18 protein-coding genes and 1 pseudogene are annotated in these 19473 nt (G+C 66.4%); 3 read left to right on the forward strand and 16 right to left on the reverse strand.

All coding sequences use genetic code 11. From position 1 onward, the window contains the following. The first annotated feature begins 183 nt into the window (after positions 1-183). Together NA5_RS30270 and NA5_RS30275 are read left to right on the forward strand one after the other, a co-directional pair. Positions 184-804, forward strand: a complete 621-nt coding sequence (locus NA5_RS30270) for an Rv1733c family protein (RefSeq protein WP_157110712.1) — start codon at positions 184-186, stop codon at positions 802-804. Positions 805-848: 44 nt separating this feature from the next. After that, complete coding sequence (locus tag NA5_RS30275) at positions 849-1727, forward strand: universal stress protein (RefSeq protein ID WP_062992191.1); 879 nt, start codon at positions 849-851, stop codon at positions 1725-1727. A 348-nt stretch (positions 1728-2075) separates the two neighbouring features. On the opposite strand, the gene NA5_RS30280 is transcribed toward NA5_RS30275, so the two are convergent. From NA5_RS30280 to NA5_RS30305, 6 genes are all read right to left on the reverse strand, one after another. Beyond that, a complete protein-coding gene (locus NA5_RS30280; RefSeq protein ID WP_062992193.1) occupies positions 2076-3242 on the reverse strand; it encodes a site-2 protease family protein in 1167 nt (388 codons plus the stop codon). A gap of 1 nt (position 3243) precedes the next feature. Next, positions 3244-3909: a DUF2267 domain-containing protein gene (locus tag NA5_RS30285; protein ID WP_062992195.1), complete on the reverse strand. Its 666-nt coding sequence runs from the start codon at positions 3907-3909 to the stop codon at positions 3244-3246. Positions 3910-4022: 113 nt separating this feature from the next. Next, complete coding sequence (locus NA5_RS30290) at positions 4023-5021, reverse strand: Acg family FMN-binding oxidoreductase (RefSeq protein ID WP_062992297.1); 999 nt, start codon at positions 5019-5021, stop codon at positions 4023-4025. A 202-nt stretch (positions 5022-5223) separates the two neighbouring features. Next, positions 5224-6228 (reverse strand): Acg family FMN-binding oxidoreductase, encoded by a 1005-nt coding sequence (locus NA5_RS30295; RefSeq protein ID WP_062992197.1) that lies wholly within the window; start codon positions 6226-6228, stop codon positions 5224-5226. A 441-nt stretch (positions 6229-6669) separates the two neighbouring features. Then, positions 6670-6897: a hypothetical protein gene (locus NA5_RS40765; protein ID WP_157110713.1), complete on the reverse strand. Its 228-nt coding sequence runs from the start codon at positions 6895-6897 to the stop codon at positions 6670-6672. Positions 6898-7048: 151 nt separating this feature from the next. Next, positions 7049-7501 (reverse strand): CBS domain-containing protein, encoded by a 453-nt coding sequence (locus tag NA5_RS30305; RefSeq protein WP_062992201.1) that lies wholly within the window; start codon positions 7499-7501, stop codon positions 7049-7051. A gap of 227 nt (positions 7502-7728) precedes the next feature. On the opposite strand from NA5_RS30305, the gene NA5_RS30310 reads away from it, so the two are divergent. Then, positions 7729-8208, forward strand: a complete 480-nt coding sequence (locus NA5_RS30310; protein ID WP_084484539.1) for a pyridoxamine 5'-phosphate oxidase family protein — start codon at positions 7729-7731, stop codon at positions 8206-8208. A gap of 401 nt (positions 8209-8609) precedes the next feature. Here the strand turns inward: NA5_RS30310 and NA5_RS30315 are convergent, their stop codons facing one another. The 10 genes and pseudogenes from NA5_RS30315 to NA5_RS39670 form a co-directional block, all read right to left on the reverse strand. Then, positions 8610-11309 carry a cation-translocating P-type ATPase gene (locus NA5_RS30315; RefSeq protein WP_084484545.1) on the reverse strand — a complete coding sequence of 900 codons (2700 nt, stop codon included), beginning with the start codon at positions 11307-11309 and terminating at the stop codon, positions 8610-8612. Between the two features lie 27 nt (positions 11310-11336). Beyond that, positions 11337-11486, reverse strand: a complete 150-nt coding sequence (locus NA5_RS40770; RefSeq protein WP_157110714.1) for a hypothetical protein — start codon at positions 11484-11486, stop codon at positions 11337-11339. Between the two features lie 150 nt (positions 11487-11636). Further along, on the reverse strand, positions 11637-12236 hold the full coding sequence (locus NA5_RS30325; protein ID WP_062992204.1) for an Rv1733c family protein: 600 nt from the start codon (positions 12234-12236) through the stop codon (positions 11637-11639). A 5-nt stretch (positions 12237-12241) separates the two neighbouring features. Next, positions 12242-12553, reverse strand: coding sequence for a DUF1918 domain-containing protein (locus NA5_RS30330; RefSeq protein WP_062992205.1), 312 nt, complete (start codon positions 12551-12553; stop codon positions 12242-12244). Positions 12554-12572: 19 nt separating this feature from the next. Beyond that, a complete protein-coding gene (locus NA5_RS30335; protein WP_157110715.1) occupies positions 12573-13544 on the reverse strand; it encodes a hypothetical protein in 972 nt (323 codons plus the stop codon). Between the two features lie 411 nt (positions 13545-13955). Then, on the reverse strand, positions 13956-14927 hold the full coding sequence (locus tag NA5_RS30340; protein WP_062992207.1) for an Acg family FMN-binding oxidoreductase: 972 nt from the start codon (positions 14925-14927) through the stop codon (positions 13956-13958). Positions 14928-14958: 31 nt separating this feature from the next. Continuing rightward, entirely contained in the window at positions 14959-15231 is a 273-nt protein-coding gene (locus NA5_RS30345) for an SHOCT domain-containing protein (protein ID WP_062992208.1), read from the reverse strand. Between the two features lie 139 nt (positions 15232-15370). Then, entirely contained in the window at positions 15371-15841 is a 471-nt protein-coding gene (locus tag NA5_RS30350) for a GNAT family N-acetyltransferase (RefSeq protein ID WP_062992209.1), read from the reverse strand. Between the two features lie 126 nt (positions 15842-15967). Beyond that, positions 15968-18667 carry a magnesium-translocating P-type ATPase gene (mgtA, locus tag NA5_RS30355; RefSeq protein WP_084484540.1) on the reverse strand — a complete coding sequence of 900 codons (2700 nt, stop codon included), beginning with the start codon at positions 18665-18667 and terminating at the stop codon, positions 15968-15970. Positions 18668-18776: 109 nt separating this feature from the next. After that, positions 18777-19448, reverse strand: a pseudogene (locus tag NA5_RS39670) (HAD family hydrolase); the annotation flags it as partial. Positions 19449-19473 lie beyond the last annotated feature (25 nt).

Genomic DNA, 19473 nt, shown 5'->3' on the forward strand with positions numbered 1-19473 from the left:
ACGCTACGGCCCCGCAGCGTCCTCGCCCAGTGCCGAACTGACGCTGGCCGAGGGACCTTGGGCCATCGGTGAAATAGCGAGGCCGGTGGACTCCGGACAGCGATGACCTTTGTCTCTGCCGGTACACGCGCCGATGCGCGATGCTCGGTTCAGTGCAATCGCCTCCGGAAGAAGGTGATGGCGATGTCGGAGTACTCGGCGTTCCCGATTCGGGACGCGTGGGCACCGCGGCGACGGTTGCGGCTGCTGCGCCCGTGGAGCCCGAATCCCTTGCTGCGCCCCTCGGATCGACTCGAGGCCGTGCTGGGACCATTGATCGCAGTCGCTGTACTGGTCGCGATCCCGATTGCCGGTGTGCTGGGGACATCGGCATATACCGAGGCCGCGGCCCGGATCCGTGCCGAGGACGCGGCGAAATCCGCGGTCAGCGCGGTGATCACGGCGGAACCCGAGCGGACGCCGTCGCGTCTGTTCGAGGCGCGGGTGCAGTGGACACACGATGGCCGCCCCGGCGCCGCGACGGTGCGGGTGCCGAGTCATGCGGCGGTAGGCGATCACGTGACCGTGTGGCTGGGACCGGACCGGATTCCGACGGCTGCGCCACGGCGCCCCGGTGCCGCCGCGCTGAGCGGTATCGGCGTCGGCGTCGTGGTGCTGAACGGCACCTGGTTCGTCGTATGGCTGCTGGGGCAGGGCGCTGTGTGGCTGTTCGAACATCGTCATAGGGCGGTCTGGGATCGGCAGTGGCGTCAATTCGAAGGTCCGACCAAAAGGACCGGTAATGAGGTTGCCTCAGCACGGTGACCCGGGCATCGACCGGCGCTCGGTCATATCGAAAGGAAGCGACGATGGGCAATTCCACAGGGCCACAGATCATCGCGGCTGTCGACGGCTCGGCGAGTTCCTATCACGCGGTTGTGTGGGCGGCGGTCGATGCCGTGCTGCACCACTGTCCGATGCGCATCCTCACCTCGGTAGCGATGCCGGACTTCGGCCCCGACAAGGCCTTGAGCGAAGCGGATGTGGAGTGGTTGCGCCGCGACGGCGAGCGGATCGTCGCCGAAGCGGCCCGGGTGGCTCGTCAGGCCACACCGGGCCAAGAGCTGGATCTGGCGACTGAGGTGATATTCGCATCGATCACGCCGACCTTGATCCTGCGCTCGGCGCAGGCCAGGATGCTGGTCGTTGGCAGCCGGGGCATCGGCGCGTTTCAGCGCGGACTGCTCGGCTCGGTCAGCACCGCGCTCACCCACCACGCGCACTGCCCGGTCGCGGTGATTCACGGGAATTCGGCGCTCGATCCGGTATCGGTGAGTAAGCCCGTCCTGGTCGGTATCGACGGATCGGAGAATAGTGTGCCGGCGATCGAGCTGGCGTTCGAGGAGGCGTCGCGGCGCAAGGTCGGGCTGACAGCGCTGCATACCTGGAGTGATGCCAGCGGGATGGATCTGCCGCATTCGGGTTGGGAGGCCGCGCGTGAGTCCGAGCAGACGCTGCTGGCCGAGAATATGGCCGGTTACCGCGATCAGTATCCCGACGTGCCCGTGACACGAATACTGAAACTGGACCGACCCGTTCGGGCTCTGCTCGAGGAGTCGGCGAATGCGCAACTCCTCGTGGTCGGCAGCCACGGCCGCGGCGGATTCGCGAGCATGCTGCTCGGATCGACCAGCAATGCGCTGCTGCACACGGTGGAGTGCCCGATGATCGTGGTGCGCAAGAGCTGAGTTGCGGCCGTCGACGCCCTGCCTACACCGAGGCCCGGCGGGGGCGGGCTGGTCGCGCCCAGTGCCGATCCGCCGAGGAAGACCGCGGCTAGCAGGGCGGCGGACCGTGAGCAGTACCAAGGCGGCGGCGAGCCGAAATCGCCTGGCCCCCAACACGAGTCGCCACTGCCAGCGGACGCCGAGCACCAGGACATCCGGATCGCCGCGATAGTGTTCGAGCAGACTGGCCAGCACTCGCCCCGCCTCGTGCCGGTCCCGGAAGATCGGTCGCGGTGGTTCCTGCTGTACTCGTGTGTGGCTCATCGCAAGCCTCCCGTCAACTGGCCACTAGCAGGCCGAATTGTCTTCTCAGAGTTCGCTGTCCGGTGGCCGATACCGTTCGGGTCGGCGGGCGGGCAGTCCCAGCGCGCTGCGTTGGACGGCTAGGGTGAGATCTGTCGCGGTGACCACGCCGATAAGTCGGCCGTGCGGATCGATCGCCGTGATGACGTCGAAGTCGGGGCGCAGCACCACCTGGGATGCCACCGTGGAGAGCAATTCGTCGCCGGATACCCGGGCCGTCGGCGGCAGCGGGCGGGCAACCTCGCCCACCGCGGTGGTCTCGCGGGCCGCCACGGATAGTCCGGTGAGATCGGACCAGCCGAGCTCGCCGATCGGCCGTCCTACCGTGTCGACCACCGGGAACACGCGGTGCTCGGTGTGCACGATCTGCGAGCGCAGCAGATCGGCCACCGACCAGGTCGCGGGAACCGAGAGCGGATGTTCGGTCATGACATCGCGAATCCGGATGTCGCCCAGTCGGTGTCGCAACCCGGCGGCGGTCAATTCGACACTGGCCGACGAGTACAGGAACCAGCCGAGCAACATCAGCCACAGCCCACCGCCCGCGCCGACCAGCAGCAGTTCGACGCCACCGAGGATCAGCAGAGCCAGTCCGACGATTCGGCCGCTACGCGCGGCAATGGTGCTGGCGCGTAACCGATCCCCGGTGCGCTGCCAGATCAGTGCACGCAGTACGCGGCCACCGTCCAGCGGTGCGCCCGGGATCAAATTGAAAATGGCCAGCACGAGATTCATCGCGGCCAACCAGCCGAACATCTCCGGTACCGGCCCGCTGACCGTCGCCGCGACCACACCGGTCATGCCGAACAACGCGACGCCGAGCACGAGGCTGGTGAGCGGTCCGGCCACTGCGATGCGCAGATCCGAGCGCGGGTCCTTCGGTTCGTCGCCGAGTTCGGATACGCCGCCGAGTAGCCATAACACGACCACTTCGACGCGAGTGCCGCTGCGGCGGGCGATGATCGAATGCGCCAGCTCATGGCTCAGCAGGGAGGCGAAAAGTCCGACCGCGCCCGCCGCGGCGACCAGCCAGACCGCCACCGAATTCCCGTGCGCATCGGAGAGCGAGCGGCCGAGCAGATAGGTGAACAGGCCGAGGGTGACCAGCGCCGACCAGTGCGCGCCGATGCGAATACCCGCGACTCGACCCAGCGGGATCGTCGCCCGCAACATCTCAGCGCTCCCGTGCCTCGGCGCTGGCCAGACCTTCGGCGAGCAGGATGCGATGTGCCTGCTGGGCCGCTCGCGTCGACCGGTCGCTATCGGGTCTGTCGGAGGGCAGTCGCTCCAGTCCGCGTGCCAGCATTGCGACGGCGTCCCCGAGCGCCTGGATGCGATTTTCGAGCTGGGCGGTGGGATCGAGCGCAGGCGCCATGGCACCCGGTTCCCACTCGATCAGCGACTCGTCCACCGCGGGCCGCGCCCCGCACAACACGCCGTACAGATGCATCGGCAGGACGGCGAAGATCCGGTTCAACTGCCCAGGAGAAAACAATTCCGAGAGCGCGGCCGTGACCGCGGCCGTGATCGGACCGACCTCGTCCTCGTCGATACCGGCCTCGCGAGCAAACTGCCTGGTGAATTCGGCGATGCCGTGCCGGACCGGAACATGGCTGGGCACCCAGCCTTCGTAATAGGCCCCGCGCAGGACCTCGGGCAGTTGCGCGCTCAGATGTGCCGAGCTGCTGACATTGATGCGGTCGCGCACGGTGTGCAGCCAAGCGCGTAGCGCTCGGTAGGCGAAGGCCGGGTCGTCGGTATCGAGATTGTCGGCGACGGCGCGCAGCCAGTCGTGTGCGGTCTGCACGGCGGGCGCGAGGGGATCGTCGTGGTGGGGCATCGTTTGCCTCCTGGAAGCGTAGCGGTGTTATGGGGCCCAAGCCTGCGCTGCGGGCGGCCACTGACCTAGGGCCGAAGGATGCCCTCGGACAAGCCGATGGTCCGCGATCGGATTCAGGGACGAGGCGAGCGCACCTCGAGTACCTCGTCGAGTGGTCGCCGTGGTGTCGCAGCCGGTTCGTTGTCCTCGGGCGCGATGCCGACGCGGATCACGACTTGGGGCACGTCCGGATCGGGAATCAGATCGGCGATTACCGAACGGCTGGTGACAAGTTCGGTGATATGGGTGAGCGAGCAGGTGGCCAGGCCACGGGCCGTGCATTCAAGCAGCACCTCCGACAGTGCCTCGCCGGTACACAGCCATTGTGCGGGCGTCTCACCGAGGGTGCTGAGCACTATCAGTCGGGACTGGTCCTCGAGCTGGCTGCGGCGCAGCGAATACGGTGCTGGTGGAAAACCGCGGCCGACATCTACCCTCGCCGCCTCGGCATCCGATGCCAGCGCGGCCGCGGGGACACCTTCCTTGACGTCTGAATGTCCACTCCACCAATGTAATTCGGTTTGATAGAGCATATCGTAACGGCGCAGTGCGGTGGCATGCTCAGTGGCAGCGGCGACCCGGGGCCGATCACTGTCGGCGATCTCGTCGACGGCCACATGATGTGGTCTCGCCAGTTCGCGAATGGTGTCTAATGCCTCGTTCCAGCCAGGCGGTGCCAGCATCGGTAACCGGTCGGTGCGGCGTTGGCGGATGGCGCGGATCCGAGCGGCGGTCGTATTCAATGAGCCCGGCCACGACCGGAATTCGAGCGTGGCCAAATAGTTCGGCAGATTCGGATCAGGGGTTCGGATTGTATGGGCGAACCAGCCCATCGACAGGAAGGCCAGGCGGGCATGGTCGAGCACGGTGCCGCAGCTGATCACCAATTGCCTGCCGAACGGATCGGCTGACCGCAACAGTCGGTCGTTATCGCTGAACAGATGCAATCGTTCGCCATCGAACACCCAACGCCACGGCTGAGTGTTGTGCACCGATGGGGCCCGGCAGGCGAGCATCAGCGCCATTCGCACAGTCCGCAGCTCCGGAGTACCGGTACGATCGCTTGCGTTCATGCCTCGAGTCTTGCCGCTGACCCCGTCTACCACTACGGCCACTGCGCACTCGTTCGAGGGCCGATGGTCCCCCCACGTCATCAAGGGAATCGCCGAACGGCTCGCGGCATTTTCCACGATATCGAGGTGCCGCGTTTCGAAGCACAGCGCGAGCGTACATCGGCCCGCGAACATGCTCGTGCCTGATCGTCTGGAAGACGGACTATTCGTGCCTCATCGTCAGGATGTCGGACAGGGGGCGGCGGGGAGTTGGTGGTGGGGCGGGTTCGTCATCGGGAGCGGTGCCGACACGGACGATCACCTGAGGGATCCCGGGGTGGGGGAGCATGTTCGCGATGATCTTTCGGGCCGAGGGGATTTCGGTGATGTGGGTCATCGGGCAACTCGCCAGCCCGGTGATGGTGACCTCGAGCAGCACGGCGGAAAGTGCTTCGCCGGTGTGCAACCATGTAGTGACGGATTCGCGTGGTGAGCTCAGGACCAGCAGGTGGGCGTGGTCTTGGAGGGGCTCCCGGCGCGTCGAATGTGGTGCGGCCGGGAAGGCACGGCCGACGCGGACGCGGACGAATTCGGCATCGGAAACCAAGGATTCGCGCGGGACGCCTTCCGGGTCACCGGAATGTCCGGCCCACCAATGTAATTCGGCCTGGTACTCCATGTCGTAACGGCGCATCGCGGTGGTCTGAGCAGAGGCCGCGCCGAGTTTCGCGTTAGCGGTTTCGTCGAGGAGATCGAGTTCGAGGTCATGGGGCGTGACCAGCATGCGAGCGGTGTGCAGGAGTTGCGGTAGGCCGGTGGGCGCGGACAGGGGCAGTCGGTCGGTGCGCCGCTGATCGATCGCGCGGGCGCGGGCCAGCACGCCGGTCGGTGGTTCGGGCCACCGCCGGAATTCAATCACCGCCAGATACTCGGAGCGGGTGGTGTCGGGCAGACGGGTGGTGTCGGTGTGCCAGCCTTGGGCGGCGAATGCGGTGCGTACGTGGTGCAGCATCGCGCCGCAGCTGATCACCAGTTGCCTGCCCAGCGGGTCCGCCGAGGCCAGCAGCCGGTCGTCGTCGCGGTACAGGTGCAGTCTGAGGCCGTCGAACACCCAACGCCACGGCTGGGAGTTGTGCAGTGACGGCGCTCGACTGGCCATGCGCATGGCTGCCAGCACCGTCGGATGGTCCGGCACGGAACGTACGGAGGATGGGCTGGTTTCGGTCATACCCTCGAGTGTCGATGCCTACAGTGCCTGTCGATATGGGCCTTGCGCCTGTTGTCCAAGGTCCATGGTCACCCGCCAGTTCGGGCGATGCGGGTGTGGACACAGCGATGAGTGCCTGCACAATCCTCGGCACCTCGAGTGCAGCAGCGATCTCGAAGGCGTACGCGACTGGGGTACTGAGTTCGGTTCCGTCCACGCCGACCGCCACCGGCATGCCGTGCGGAATCGGTCGGCCGTTCGCGCCGTGCCCCACTCCGACCGGGCAATGTGCATGCCGGGTGACCCGCACGGTGGTCGGCCCGACCAGGCGCTATCCGAAGGCGTTCCGTGCACCGACCACAACGATGCGGGCGTGTGCGCTCAATGCCACCAGCGCTGCGCTGGTGGCCCCTCGGGGCGTACCGCTCTGACGGTCAGCTCCGGATCGCAAGTTGGCACGAGTCACCGGATGTGGTCGATGGTTGCGCGGGCGGCATCCGACGAGCGTGGCGTATGGATATGCGCCGCTAACTGCTGGGCGGGCGTAACTTTATGGGGCAGCGCATAAGTGAGGAGCAGCGAGGTGCGTAGGGCGGAGGCCGGATAGGCCGCCCAGCGTGCTGGGTTCATCGCCGTCGGTGTTTGGTCCACGCCGACAACGATCATGTTGCGGTCGGCTTTGGTACTCATTGTTGCGCACCCCTTGCCGCGAGTTGTGTCGCCATGGCTGATGCCGCGCGGTCCGCTTTCGCTGTCGTGCGGGCGGTGCGGTAGGGGGATTGGTGTTCGGTAATGAGGTCCTCGGTCAAGCGTTCCGGGCGCTTTGGGCACCGGGCTCGTGTTATTGCGCACCTTTGTCGGTTGATGCTGGAAGATGTTGTACGCATATGGCTTCCACGAATTCACCGACAGTAGCGTCGGGTAGGTGGCGGGACAGGTCCGCCTCGGTGATGATGCCGACCAGCTTGCCCGCCTCGGTCACTGGGAGTCGTCGGATCCGATGCCGCTCCATCAGTGCCAGCGCGGCATCGATGTCGGTGCCGATATCGATGGTATGCAGGTCCTCACCCTGGGCCATTTCGCCCGCGGTGGTCGCGTGCGGATTCGCCCCGGTGGCAATGCATTTGACGACGATGTCGCGATCGGTGACGATCCCGACCGGATGTCCCTCGCCGTCGCAGATCGGCAATGCGCCGATATCGAGCTGACGCATCCGCTGCGCCGCGGTTTCCATGGTGTCGCGAACTGTGATGCTGGCGACGTCGGGCTGCATGATGGCCTGTGCGGTGGTCATAACTGGCTCCCTTCTCAATAGACCGTTGGCGCTCATCATCGACATGTCCAAGTGGATTGGCGAGGGTCGAAAGTCACCCCTGGCGGGGAAACGGGATAGCGGCGGCTTCCGCAGCGCGGCTGTGATGGAGCCTGAGTCCTCGATTCATGGGACCTTTTACCCTGTTCAGCGCCGTTGCGGCACGGTGAGATTGCTGAGTTGTCTGCCGAGGAGAAGGGGGTTGTCTGGTGAGTACGTCCGAGCTATCGGCTGCCGAAGAGCGCTCGAGCGAGTTCGCTGCGACCAGCTACCCCGCGCACGCGGTCGTCGAACTTGATCGTGCGACGGCGTTGGACCTGCTCGCGAGCGTCCCGATCGGTCGAGTGGTATTCAGCCGGAACGCATTACCGGCGATTCATCCGGTCAACCATCTGGTCGAGGCAGACGGCCGCATCGTCGTGCGCACCCGCCTCACAGCCATGCTCACCTCGAGCGTGCGTGCCAATTCCGACGTGGTGGTCGCCTACCAGGCCGACGAGATCGACCCGCACCGGCGCACCGGCTGGTCGGTCGTGGTGACCGGACTGGCCCGCCCGGTCACCGATCCCGAGCGCATCGCCCGCTACGAGCAGCTGCTGCATCCCTGGGCAGACCGCATGATGGATACCGTCGTCGAGATCGAGGCCTCGATCGTTTCCGGTATCCGGCTCGTCGACAAGACAGGGTAGAGCAGTCGGTGAACGAGCATCGGCCCGACATCAGGACCTTTCGTCGGGCGCTTCGGGTGGTGATTCTGGTCTGCGCGGAGGTAGCGATTTGATCAGGCCTCCGACCAGGAGGTCAGCGACCTGCCACGCCACGCCGCCGAGCGGGGGCCGCGCCGTTGATGGTTTCGGCGGGTGACCCGCCGCTGCGTGACTGCGCGCGGCCTCATGGGCGCTGCACGGCCACTGGGTCGCGTTGCCGTCGCTGATGGACGAATTTCGGCACTGCGGTGCGCATCTCGTCGCAATGGCACGACAGGTCGCGCACGATATCGCGCCGGAGCTGAATCGGTGGTGACAATGTCCGAGTCCGCTGACCCCTTCGCCCATGCCGTGCAGACCTCGCCCGCGGGGGTCTTCTGGCGCTACGCCCGGGACGCCGTAGTCAGTGTTGAACGCCCGGAACCGGCGTCGCTTTCGATCCCGAGGGAGCGTCCGCGCGAAAAGTGTTTGTAGGCCGTGTCGGCCGACAAGAGGGTAGGGATCGCGATGAGAGCAGCGAGTGCGCCGGTGCCGGTCGGACCGGCTTGGCCGAGCAGGTGGGCGATCGGCGGTAGGTAGAGGAAGGCGGCGAGCATGCCGAATTCCGCGAGGACGGCTCCCAGCAGCAACCGGTTGGTGCGCAGGGGCACCCGCCAGAACGGCCGGATCGTGCTGCGGCAGGCGAAAGCGTTTGCCGCCTGGCCGAATACGATCGCGGTGAATGTCGCGCCGGAAGCGGCCGCCAGTGCGGGTCCGGTGGGGAATGCCTCGCCGGGCCGCCAGCTCATCGCGAGGAACGACAGCACGAACACCGTGAGGCTCGTCGTTGCCTCGACCGGGCCGAGGACCCCGAAGGATCTGACGAACAGCTTGCGGTCGAGCAGGTGACCGCGGATCGGCGGTCGGTCGAGTACGTGCGGTGCCGGTGGTTCCGCGCCGAGGGCGAGTGCGGGCAGGACATCGGTTCCGATATCGAGGGCCAGCACCTGCAGGACGCCGATGGCGAGCGGAAAAACGCCGCCGGAGAGCGCCCAAACGACGAATGGCGCAAGCTCGGCGACATTGTCGGTGAGGTGATAGGTCAGGAAGCGGCGGATATTGGCGAAGGTCGCTCGTCCCTGTTCGACTGCGGCGACAATGGTGCCGAAATCGTCGTCGAGCAGCACTAGATCGGCCGCCTCGCGGGCCACGTCGGTGCCCGACTTGCCCATGGCCACCCCAATCGCGGCCTCCCGCAGGGCGGGTGCGTCATTGACTCCGTCGCCGGTCATCGCCACGACGTGGCCGCGGGCCTGTAAGGCCTGCGCGATGCGGAGTTTGTCCTCCGGGGTCACGCGGGCCACGACGACCGCGTCCTGATCCAGCAACTCGCCCAATTCCGTTTGTCTGCTGGGCAATTCGTGTCCGATCAGGACCGGTGTGTCCGAATCGCCCAAACCGACCTCGCGGGCGATGGCTCTGGCGGTCTCCGGATGATCCCCGGTGATCATGGCGACCTGGATGCCCGCGCGACGGCATGCGGCCAGTGCGTCCGCCGCGCCATGGCGGGGTGGATCCTCGAGTGCGACAAGGCCCAACAGCGTCAGGTCACGCTCGGCCTCGTCGGCGGAGGCGGGCAGGGCGGTGACGATCCGACGCGCAACTGCGATGACCCGGAGTCCGCGCCCGGCCAACCGGTGCAGCGCCGCTTGCGCCTCCAGTGGCGCGGTACAGCGCGCAAAGATCGCGTCCGGCGCGCCTTTCACGAGCACTCGATCCGCGACGACCACCGACATGCGCCGTCGCCGCGCGTCGAACGGGAATCGGGTGCTTTCGGGGAGTGTGTCGGTGTCGTCCGGGACTGCCAGCCGATGCGCGAAGGTATCCAGCGCCGCCTCCATCGGGTCGCCCTGTGCGACCCACTCGTCGTCGCGGTGGACCGCGCGGCCCGTGGAGCAACGCCGCGCCGCCCACGCCAGTTCCCGCACGGCATCCGAACAACCGGGCGGGTATTGCACCTCGCCCGTCGGCTCGTACCCGTCACCGCTGACCGTCACCGTGCCGCCGGGCAGCCACACCTCCACTACCGACATCTCGTTCTTGGTGAGTGTCCCGGTTTTATCGGTGCAGATGAATGTCGTCGATCCCAGTGTTTCCACGGCCTCGAGGTGCCGGACCAGCGCGCGACGCCCGGCCATCCGCTGTGCGCCGATGGCCAGCGACAGCGTGACGGTCGGCAGCAGCCCGCAGGGCACCACCGCCACGGTGACACCGACCGCGAACAGGAAACCGTCGGAAGCCGGGGTGCCGAGCAACAGCGCCACCGCGAAGAAGGCGACACCGACCACGACTGCGACGGCGGCGATGATTCGAGAGATCCGATCCAGTTCGCGCCGCAGCGGAGTGGCCGCCGGGCGCTGTGCCTGAGTGAGTTTCGCGATCGAGGCCAGCCGGGTCTGCTGCCCAATCGCTACCACGGTCGCCTGGGCCTCGCCCTCGACGATGAAACATCCGGCGTATACCGCCTCGCCCACCCCTGGGTGGTCGGGCACGCTTTCACCGGTGAGCGCCGAAGTGTCGACCGCAACCGCGTGCACCCGGTCCAGGCGCAAATCCGCCGACACGCGATCGCCCTCTGCCAGCAGCACGACGTCATCGGTCACGAGCTGTTCGGCCGGTACTTCCGATACGGTCGCGTCCCGCAGGACGGTGACCTGCCGCGGCAGCAGCTCACGCAACCGTTCGGCGGCGTGCTCGGCCCGCTGCTCCTGCGCGAACGCGAACGCGCCGTTCAGCAGGACGACTACGAATACCGCGATTCCCAGTTGCGGCATACCCGCTACGAATGCCAGCGCTCCGGCGATCCAGAACAGCAGCGCGAAAAAGTGCACCAGCTCGGCCATGAGGCGACGCCAGGCTGGGACCCGACGCCGCACCGGCAATGCGTTGGGACCGTTGTGCGCCAGCCGCCGAGCCACTTCGTCCGCGGTCAGCCCACGCTGCCCGGACACAAGCTCGGCCGCGCTCCCGAGGCTGCGGGCCGCGGTATCGCGCGCGGCGAGCTGGGCTCGCTCGTTCGGTTGGGCTCGGATTCGCTCGGTCATGGGCACCTCCACCGCGGTCGTGCTCGCCTAGATCCCGTCTCGCGGATGTGGTTTGCGTGGATGACGATCGGGATGGCGGCGGGTCCACCGCGCCGCGAACAACAGCGCGAATAGGCACAACAGCGTTGCCAGCCAGACTCCGGTCGCCACATAGGCGATGACGGCACCGGCACTCATATCCATGGTCCTCCGGTCTCGGTCGGTCGCCGCATCGGTGTGCGGCGACCGACGGGGCGCGACGACGGTGTCACCTGCTCGATCCCGCACAGAAGTCGAAGGTCATCGGCAGGCATCGATCGGCAACGGGCGGGTGCGTCTCGGTCGTCGTCATGAGTCCTGTCCGACCGGCGGGCTCATTCCGCGCCATTCCCGGTCCAGCGCCGCAGAGCAGTGGGCGCGTAGTAACCGGCCGGTGCCGCAGCCCAAAAGAATCGCACCGCTCCAGATTGCTGCGAGTACCGTCGCGCCGATGCCGATGCCACTGTTGGCCGCGTTGATAGGGCGTACCGGCGGGGCGGTCACTGTGCCATTGCCATCGAGCCACACTCGTACCTCATCGCCCGGCGCGGATTTGTCGGGTACATCGGTGGTCGTCGTACCGGAGCGGCCGCTCTGATCCCAACGCACGGTGGCGTCGAATCTTTCGGTGCTCGACCCGTAGGCGTCGACTGTCACGATCCGTTCCGGCTTCGTCGTGATCGTCGCTGGCACAGCGACTTTCGTCGAGTTCTCGACTCGGATCCGGTTCGCGGCGGCGGTGTAACCCGCGGTACCCGCCGCGCCCGCGACCGGAACCGCGACGAGCATGACGATGATCGCGAACAGCCACACCAGTGCCTCGACGCGATCCGATACTCGCATCAGCGAACTGGTGCGCCATGGTCGTCGGCGCCACAAGCGGATCGGTATGGACGGGTATTCCGACATTCAGGTCACCTCGTACCCTGTGCGGTGACGTCCGGTTCGGATATCGCTGCCGCTGCCGGGGATGGATGCGACAACTCATCTCGCAGTGCCGCGAAACGGGCCGCAGCGCGCTGCTCACGCTCGTACAGCTGCACACTGCTCAGCACATAGGAATCCGGGCCGGGGAAGGTCAGCGCGCGATGCCCGGTATCGGACCAATGCACCAGGTAAGGCGGCGAACCATCGGGTGAATGCACCTCCTCGATGAGGCCGCGCCGAGTCGGGCCACGGTTGGCGCTACCCTCGACGATCAGCCAGTCTCCTGGTTGTGCGTGCATGAGGGGACCTCCGAGTAGTTCAGGCTGCCGTGCGCAGGATGCGGACGAGGAAGTAGCCGGTGATCGCGGCCATCGTCGCGGCCATCAACAAGCCGCCGACGATGCCGATCAGCACCACGAGGGCTGTGGACTGTCCGGGCTGCCACAACGGGCTGGTGAACGTCGCGAAGACGAACAGCCCGGCCAACCAGGCCAGGGCCGTCGCCCCGATCCAGCGCCCCGCATCGATGACGAAGTGGCGCAACACAAACCACTGTGCGACGCCGAGTGACAAGACCAAGACGATCCCGCCGGATACCGCGGCGGGCACCAGCACCCAGGGCGACCATGTATCGAGTCCGTCACCGGCCAGCACCGAGACTGCACCTATCGACCAGGCAACCAAAGCCCCGAGCCCGGTCGCGGGAATCCAGTCGCCCGGAAACATTCCCCGCACTGCCGCTCGCAACACCCTGGCCTGAAACCAGCCGAGCACCCAGCCCTCGATCGTGCCCGCGACGAGCAATCCCACGGCGGCGGTGACCGGTGCGGCGTCCCGCACCAGGGCACCAGTCACCACGGGTCCGGCGAAGCCGAGCAACTCACCGGCTGTGACTGTGGTGGACCAGCGTCGCCACATTCCGCGCTGTTCGGTACCTGCGGTGAGGGCGCCCGTCATGGGTTCGCGCGTGGCGGATAGCGAATCAGATTGTGCCACATGACCCATACCGCGGTACCACCGGCCATCGAGCCACACCGAAAGTGGCCGGGGATTATGGAAGTTGCGCCACCACGTCTTTGTCTCGGCGCGACCGACTCGGACGACGACGTTGTCGCCCGTTCGGGCATAGGACACGGGTAATGCGATATGACGACCCGAACGCCGTGCCTGATATCGCAGCTCGCACAGGTTGTGCCGCAGTCCGTGGGCAAGTGCGGAATGCAATGCCGACAACATCACGGACGCGCCGAATCCCTGTGCCCGATATCGAGTCGCGCTGGCCGTTGTCATGTATCAATCGTCACGCCGCCGCTGGTGCAGCGACAGGACCGAATGACATCGACCCCGCAGACGTTGGCCCCTGAGAATTGCACCGCCTGTCCCGGGACTCCGCCACGCTAATTCTGGCCTGCGCGTGAGAAACCAGGGCCTTTGGTCCCGCTGGATTGGCCAGCACACGCCGTAGCGTGCTTCCCCGCCTCCGACGTTGCGGAGATCCGCCGTCGACAATCGATCGGCAAACACGCGATCGGTAGTATCCGGCCTGGTCGGCGAGCGGGTCGGATACTACCGATCAACGCTACTACGCACACGTGCGAGATGCTCCGATGGTGCTCGGCGACAGGATCCGCCCACGTGGCGAATTCGCCTGGGGGATAGCCAATCCAGCGTTCTGTAGCAGCAGCTGATCGAAAGGTCCGGCTACAGCGGGCGCACTACCTCATCCAGCGGGCGCCGCGGCGTGCGTGGCACCTGCGCGGCACTCGTCGCGGCCCAGCCCATTCGAACGATCAGCTGTGGGAAACCGCTATCGGACAGCACATCCGCGCGCACCAAGTTACGTGTGCCCGGCAGCTCCAGCGGTTCGGTCAGCGGGCAGGTGGCCAAGCCGAAGGTGGTGGCGGCCAGGAGCACCGCGCTGGTGGCCTCTCCCGCCCGCAACCGGGACAGCGGATCGTCGGCGGCGGTGTGCACCATCAGTAGCACGCCGCGCTCTTCGAGGTCGTGGATCACCGCCTCGGTCAGGGTGGGACTATGGAATTCTCGGGTCAGCGGATCCACGGCGGTGACAGCACTGCGAGCAGGCACGCCCTCCGACGCGATATGCCGCCCGCTCCACAGTGCCAATTCGGTCTGGTAGGCGGCATCGTCGTGGTGCAGTCGCGCGGCTTCCTGAAATGCCTGCACCAGCCTGGTCCGGGTCGCACCGCCGACGACCTCGTGTACCAGTGCCCCCTCGGCGGCACCAGCTTCGGCGACATGCCGGGTATGCGTCGGCGGAACCTCCCAGGAGGTGACGCGCCGCCGATCGGTGCGTCGCCGGGAAATGGCTCTGGCCACCGTGATGACATCGGCGGTGGGTATGACCTCGGTGAATTCGATGGACGCGAGGTGTTGCGGCTTGGCCGGATTGGGGAACCGATGCACCACCGTGTGCCAGCCGAACGACCGTGCCGCCACTCGGAAATGATGCAACGCCGCCCCACAGCTGAGCAGCAGATCTCGCCCATCCGGGTCAGCCAGCGGCAACTGCCGGGTCTCATCGCTGTAGAGGTGCACCGTACGGTCGCCGACGCGCCATTGCCAGGGCTGGGTGTTGTGCACCGACGGTGCGCGCACGGCCAGCGCCAGCGCGGAACGCACGGTATCGGGATCGGGATGCGCTTGGACCATTGCCTTTTCCTTTCCTCCTCGAACCGAGAGGTCAACCGTTCGCCCTGCGGCTGGTGTGTCCACGCAGGGTTTCCAGTCGGCTCACGTACTCGTCGCGGTCGATCTCCCCGCGGGCGAATCGTTCGGCCAGCAACTGTTCGGCGGTCGGGGCATGGTGGATGGATGGTCGGCCGTCGTAGGGCTGTACGGCGGATCGGACCAGCAGCACGAAGCCCGCGATCAGCAGTCCCCAGAACACCACCATCCCGAGGCCCATCCAGGCGTATCCCCACCCGCTCATATCGTGGTCGTACCAGAACATCATCGTGCGCCATCTCCTCGAAGCGGGTCGGACGCTATGCCCGGCCCGATGCGTATTGTCGAATCCAGCATGTGCTGCGGCCCTGCTACGGGGCAGGGGAGAAACGCTCTGCTTGCAGGGACGATGGTCAATCGGTCGATGATCACAGGTGCACGCTGACTCGGGCGATACCGTCCTCGCGGTGCGCGGTCACAGGGAAATCGGCGTCGATGATGAGGCGCATCATCTTCGAATTGCTCGGCATGACATCGGCGACGAACCGCTCGATCCGCCGCTCCCGAGCCAGTGCCGCCAATTGGTGCAACAGTGCCGTGCCGATGCCGTGCTCCTGCACATCGTGGGCGACCACCAGCGCGACCTCCGCCGCCCTGGTGCCCGACAATGTCACGAAGTTCGCCACGCCGACGAGCCGAGCGTCGAGAAATGCGCCGACCGCGCCATGGGTGGAATCATCGCGAGCGATCGCGTCCGCGACCTTGTCCAGGTGCTTCGGTGCGGGTGTGAAGAACCGAAAGATACTGTCCCGCTGGTCCATCTCGGCGTGAAGCTCCCGAATTGCCGCGGCGTCTTCGGCGGCGAGGCGACGGATGGTTATCGTCGGGGTGGCGGTCATGGCTGATCCTCTCGGGCGAATTGCTGACCGGTCCGGCGGGTGTGTCGAGTCCGGCTGGCAGGGGCATCGACGGTCGTCGTCTCCAGGGTCGCTGTTGTGGGGTGGGTCACCACAGTGCCGAAAGACCTATCCGGCGGGCCTTTGGTCGAATGCGCGTCCGGCTCGACGTCGGTGTCTGCGCGCGGTATGCCCCTGTCGGACAAGAGAGTTGGTTGTGCTGAAGCGTGCGGCGCGGCGCTCGATCCGGTGCCCGCTCGCGCGTGGCCGCTGTTCGCTCACCGGCGGCGGGGTGCGGAAGAACCGGCGCTTACCCAGTTCCGCGAGACCGAGATAGGCCACCACCATGATGGTCAAGGCCAAGAAGAAGCCGTCCGGTAGTGAACGGAAGCCCAGACTGTGTGCCAGTGGTGTAGCGGGTAGGACAGCGCCGATCCCGACCGCGGCGAGCGCAGCCGTCATGAGTGCCACGCTGGGGCGGCTGCGGAAGAATGGACTGCGCCGAGTGCGGATGACGAACAAAACCAGCGTCTGAGTCGCCAGGGATTCGACGAACCATCCCGTGTGGAACAACGTTTCATCGGCGTCGAACACCAATAGCATCACCGCGAAAGTCGCGAAATCGAACAGCGAGCTGATCGGACCGAACACCAGCATGAACCGGCGGATCAGGCCGATATCCCAGCGGGCGGGGCGGGCCAGCTGTTCCGGATCGACGGTATCGGTGGGGATCGCCAGTTGGCTGGTGTCGTAGAGCAGATTGTTGAGCAGGATCTGCGAGGGCAGCATCGGCAGGAAGGGCAGGAACGCGGAAGCTCCTGCGGCACTGACCATATTGCCGAAGTTGCTGGAGGTGCCCATCAGGACGTATTTCATGGTGTTGGCGAAGATGCGGCGGCCCTGCACGACACCGTCGGCGAGTACCTGTAGATCCTTCTCCAGCAGCACTACGTCGGCGGCGTCCTTGGCAACGTCGGTGGCCGAATCCACCGAGATGCCGACGTCGGCGGCATGCAGGGCGAGGGCGTCGTTGACGCCGTCGCCGAGAAAGGCGACATCGAGTCCCGCGCGGCGCTGCACGCGCACGATCCGCGCTTTCTGTTCAGGGTCGACGCGTGCGAAAATGGCTGTCGTCGTGATCTTTTCGGCGAGTTGGTGATCGTCGAAGCGGTCGATATCGGTGCCCGTCAGGACATCTCCCGGCGGTAGGCCGAGCTCGTCGCAGACCCGGGCGGCGACGGTCGGGTGGTCACCGGTGATGACCTTGACGGTCACACCGAGTTCGGCCAGCCGGGCCAGTGCCACGCACGCGGAAGTCTTGGGTGGATCGAGGAATACCAGGAACCCGCGCAGGCGCAGCGCATTCTCATCGTCCGGTCGCAGTGAATTCCACCCTGGCGCCGGACGGTTGGCGACCGCCACGATGCGGTGCCCGGCGGCGAGTTCGGTGTCGAGGACAGCGTGGACGGTATTCGGTACGCCGGTGCAGCGTGACAGCACCGACTCCGGTGCGCCCTTCGTGATGATCGATCGACGGCCATCGGGATCTTCGGCGAGCACCGAGACCAGGCGCCGTTGATGATCGAAGGGCAGGACCGCGAGTCGGTCGTACTTCGCGGCCGAATCACGTGGTGCCGCAGTCGAATCCCACAGCGCGGTGTCCAGCGGCTCACCGCGGGTGAGTCGGCCCTCGCGCGCGAGCGCGTCCGTGCAGACCAGACCGAGCAGCATCGCTTCGTCGGAGGCCGAACCATCCGGACCGACCGACCGCATGAACTCGAGGCGTCCCTCGGTCAGTGTTCCGGTCTTATCGGTGAAGAGTATCTCGATGTCGCCGAGGTCCTCGATGCACACCAGCCGCTTGACGAGCACTTTGCCCCGGGCAAGCTGCCGGGATCCGGCGGCGAGACTGGTGGACACGACGGCGGGCAGCAACTGCGGTGAGATGCCCACCGCGATCGCCAGTGAGAACAGCAACGCGTCCAGCAGTGGTCGCTGCAAGACCACGTTCACCGCGAAGATCCCGATCGTGAGCACGGCGGCGGTATACACCAGCAGCATGGAGAACTTGCGTAGGCCGATCTGGAATTCGGTATCCGGATGAGTTTCGCCCAGTCCCAGGGCAATTCGGCCGAATTCGGTGGCTGCGCCGGTCGCGACGACAACCCCGCGGCCGGATCCCGAACTCACCACCGTGCCCATCAGCGCACACGAATCCCATTCGGCCAGTGCGCTGTTCGCGGTTACCGGAGTGGTCGATTTCGCTGCGGCCGTCGACTCGCCCGTCAGCACCGATTCATCACAATGCAGCGCGGTGACCGAGATCAGCCGCAGGTCGGCCGGAACCAGTTCACCGGCCCGCAAATCGACGATATCGCCCGGTGCCAACTCGACGATATCGACCGATCGCGGCCGCCCCGCACGCACGACGACTGCACGATGCCGGATCCGATCGTGCAGACCTTCCGCGGCCTTCTCCGCACGATATTCGTTGCCCACCCCCAGGCCGACGGAGGCGGCGAGAATCAGCCCGATGATAACCGCGTTGGTGCGCTCACCGACGAAGAACGACACGACCGCGGTGAACGCAAGCAACAGCAGCAGCGGTGAACGCAACTGGCGCAACAACACCGGCGCCAGCCTGGCCTGATGGGTCCGCACCGCATTGGGTCCCCATCGGCGTAGACGGCCTGAACTCTCGTCCTCCGTCAGCCCGGCATCGGTGACCGCCAGTGCGGTAAGGACATCGGACGTCGGTAGCGCGGCGGCCGTGGCGGTCGACAGTGGTCGCACCGCCGCCGGCGGCAGTGTGCCGATGCCGGATTCCATAACTCGATCGTCGTCGCGTCGGACATCCACGAGCCAGGGGCCAATGGCCCTGCACTCGCGGTCTTACGACGGCACCTTCTGGGCACCTGTTCGATTCGGCACGGCGGGCCGCCTCGATGAACATCGCGGGATCAGATTTGCCGGGCAATGACATCCGCGCTGCATCGGTGCCATCGACGCGGACGGTGAACAGATCGGTGAGACCTGCGGCATCCACGATCGCGGCGCTGTTGCGGCTGGCGGTGACCAGCGCGGTTGGAATCTGGGCCGAGCGGAGCCGGGTGAGCAGGTCCTTGGCATCGGGGAATACCTGCGCCCCGGCGCGGCCCACCTCGGCGGCGAAAAGCAACTGCTTGCGGGCCGCAAGCCCCGCGACGGTCATCCGTTCAGGCGGGTCTTCCGGGGCGCCCTCTGACAGGGTGATGCCGCGCGATCTGAGGAAGGAGCGGACGCCGTCTGTACGGACCCGCCCGTCGAGCCACTTGCGATAGTCCTGATCGGGGTCGAACGGCGGCTCGTCGGGGCCTGCTATCGCGGGCAAAATCTGATCGAACAGTGCCCGCCACGCGGCTGCGTGCACTGCTGCGGTGTCGGTGACCACGCCGTCCATATCGAAGATGACCGCACCGAACCCATTGGCGATGCGCCCGGTCGGCACCGGGAAATTTCGAGCCACACAGCAGCTATGGTTCGCTTGACCAGTTGTGTCAGCTAGTGCCTTAGGTCCCGGTTGCGGCGGCGCTGGGCCTGGAACAAATGCCCACGGTGTGGCGGCGCCCATGGCGGCTTCCCCGCGCGGGTGAACG

Source organism: Nocardia anaemiae NBRC 100462, assembly GCF_001612725.1.
GTDB classification, from domain to species: Bacteria; Actinomycetota; Actinomycetes; order Mycobacteriales; family Mycobacteriaceae; genus Nocardia; species Nocardia anaemiae.

Bases quoted from the DNA above. Each gene is read 5' to 3' on its own strand.
- NA5_RS30290 (WP_062992297.1), bottom strand. From the start codon at position 5,021: ATGAACGCAAGCGATCGTACCGGTACTCCGGAGCTGCGGACTGTGCGA.
- NA5_RS30315 (WP_084484545.1), bottom strand. From the start codon at position 11,309: ATGACCGAGCGAATCCGAGCCCAACCGAACGAGCGAGCCCAGCTCGCC.
- NA5_RS30280 (WP_062992193.1), bottom strand. From the start codon at position 3,242: ATGTTGCGGGCGACGATCCCGCTGGGTCGAGTCGCGGGTATTCGCATC.
- NA5_RS30330 (WP_062992205.1), bottom strand. From the start codon at position 12,553: ATGCACGCACAACCAGGAGACTGGCTGATCGTCGAGGGTAGCGCCAAC.
- NA5_RS30325 (WP_062992204.1), bottom strand. From the start codon at position 12,236: ATGTCGGAATACCCGTCCATACCGATCCGCTTGTGGCGCCGACGACCA.
- mgtA (WP_084484540.1), bottom strand. From the start codon at position 18,667: ATGGAATCCGGCATCGGCACACTGCCGCCGGCGGCGGTGCGACCACTG.
- NA5_RS30335 (WP_157110715.1), bottom strand. From the start codon at position 13,544: ATGACAACGGCCAGCGCGACTCGATATCGGGCACAGGGATTCGGCGCG.
- NA5_RS40770 (WP_157110714.1), bottom strand. From the start codon at position 11,486: ATGAGTGCCGGTGCCGTCATCGCCTATGTGGCGACCGGAGTCTGGCTG.
- NA5_RS30340 (WP_062992207.1), bottom strand. From the start codon at position 14,927: ATGGTCCAAGCGCATCCCGATCCCGATACCGTGCGTTCCGCGCTGGCG.
- NA5_RS30285 (WP_062992195.1), bottom strand. From the start codon at position 3,909: ATGCCCCACCACGACGATCCCCTCGCGCCCGCCGTGCAGACCGCACAC.
- NA5_RS40765 (WP_157110713.1), bottom strand. From the start codon at position 6,897: ATGAGTACCAAAGCCGACCGCAACATGATCGTTGTCGGCGTGGACCAA.
- NA5_RS30270 (WP_157110712.1), top strand. From the start codon at position 184: ATGTCGGAGTACTCGGCGTTCCCGATTCGGGACGCGTGGGCACCGCGG.
- NA5_RS30295 (WP_062992197.1), bottom strand. From the start codon at position 6,228: ATGACCGAAACCAGCCCATCCTCCGTACGTTCCGTGCCGGACCATCCG.
- NA5_RS30275 (WP_062992191.1), top strand. From the start codon at position 849: ATGGGCAATTCCACAGGGCCACAGATCATCGCGGCTGTCGACGGCTCG.
- NA5_RS30345 (WP_062992208.1), bottom strand. From the start codon at position 15,231: ATGATGTTCTGGTACGACCACGATATGAGCGGGTGGGGATACGCCTGG.
- NA5_RS30305 (WP_062992201.1), bottom strand. From the start codon at position 7,501: ATGACCACCGCACAGGCCATCATGCAGCCCGACGTCGCCAGCATCACA.
- NA5_RS30350 (WP_062992209.1), bottom strand. From the start codon at position 15,841: ATGACCGCCACCCCGACGATAACCATCCGTCGCCTCGCCGCCGAAGAC.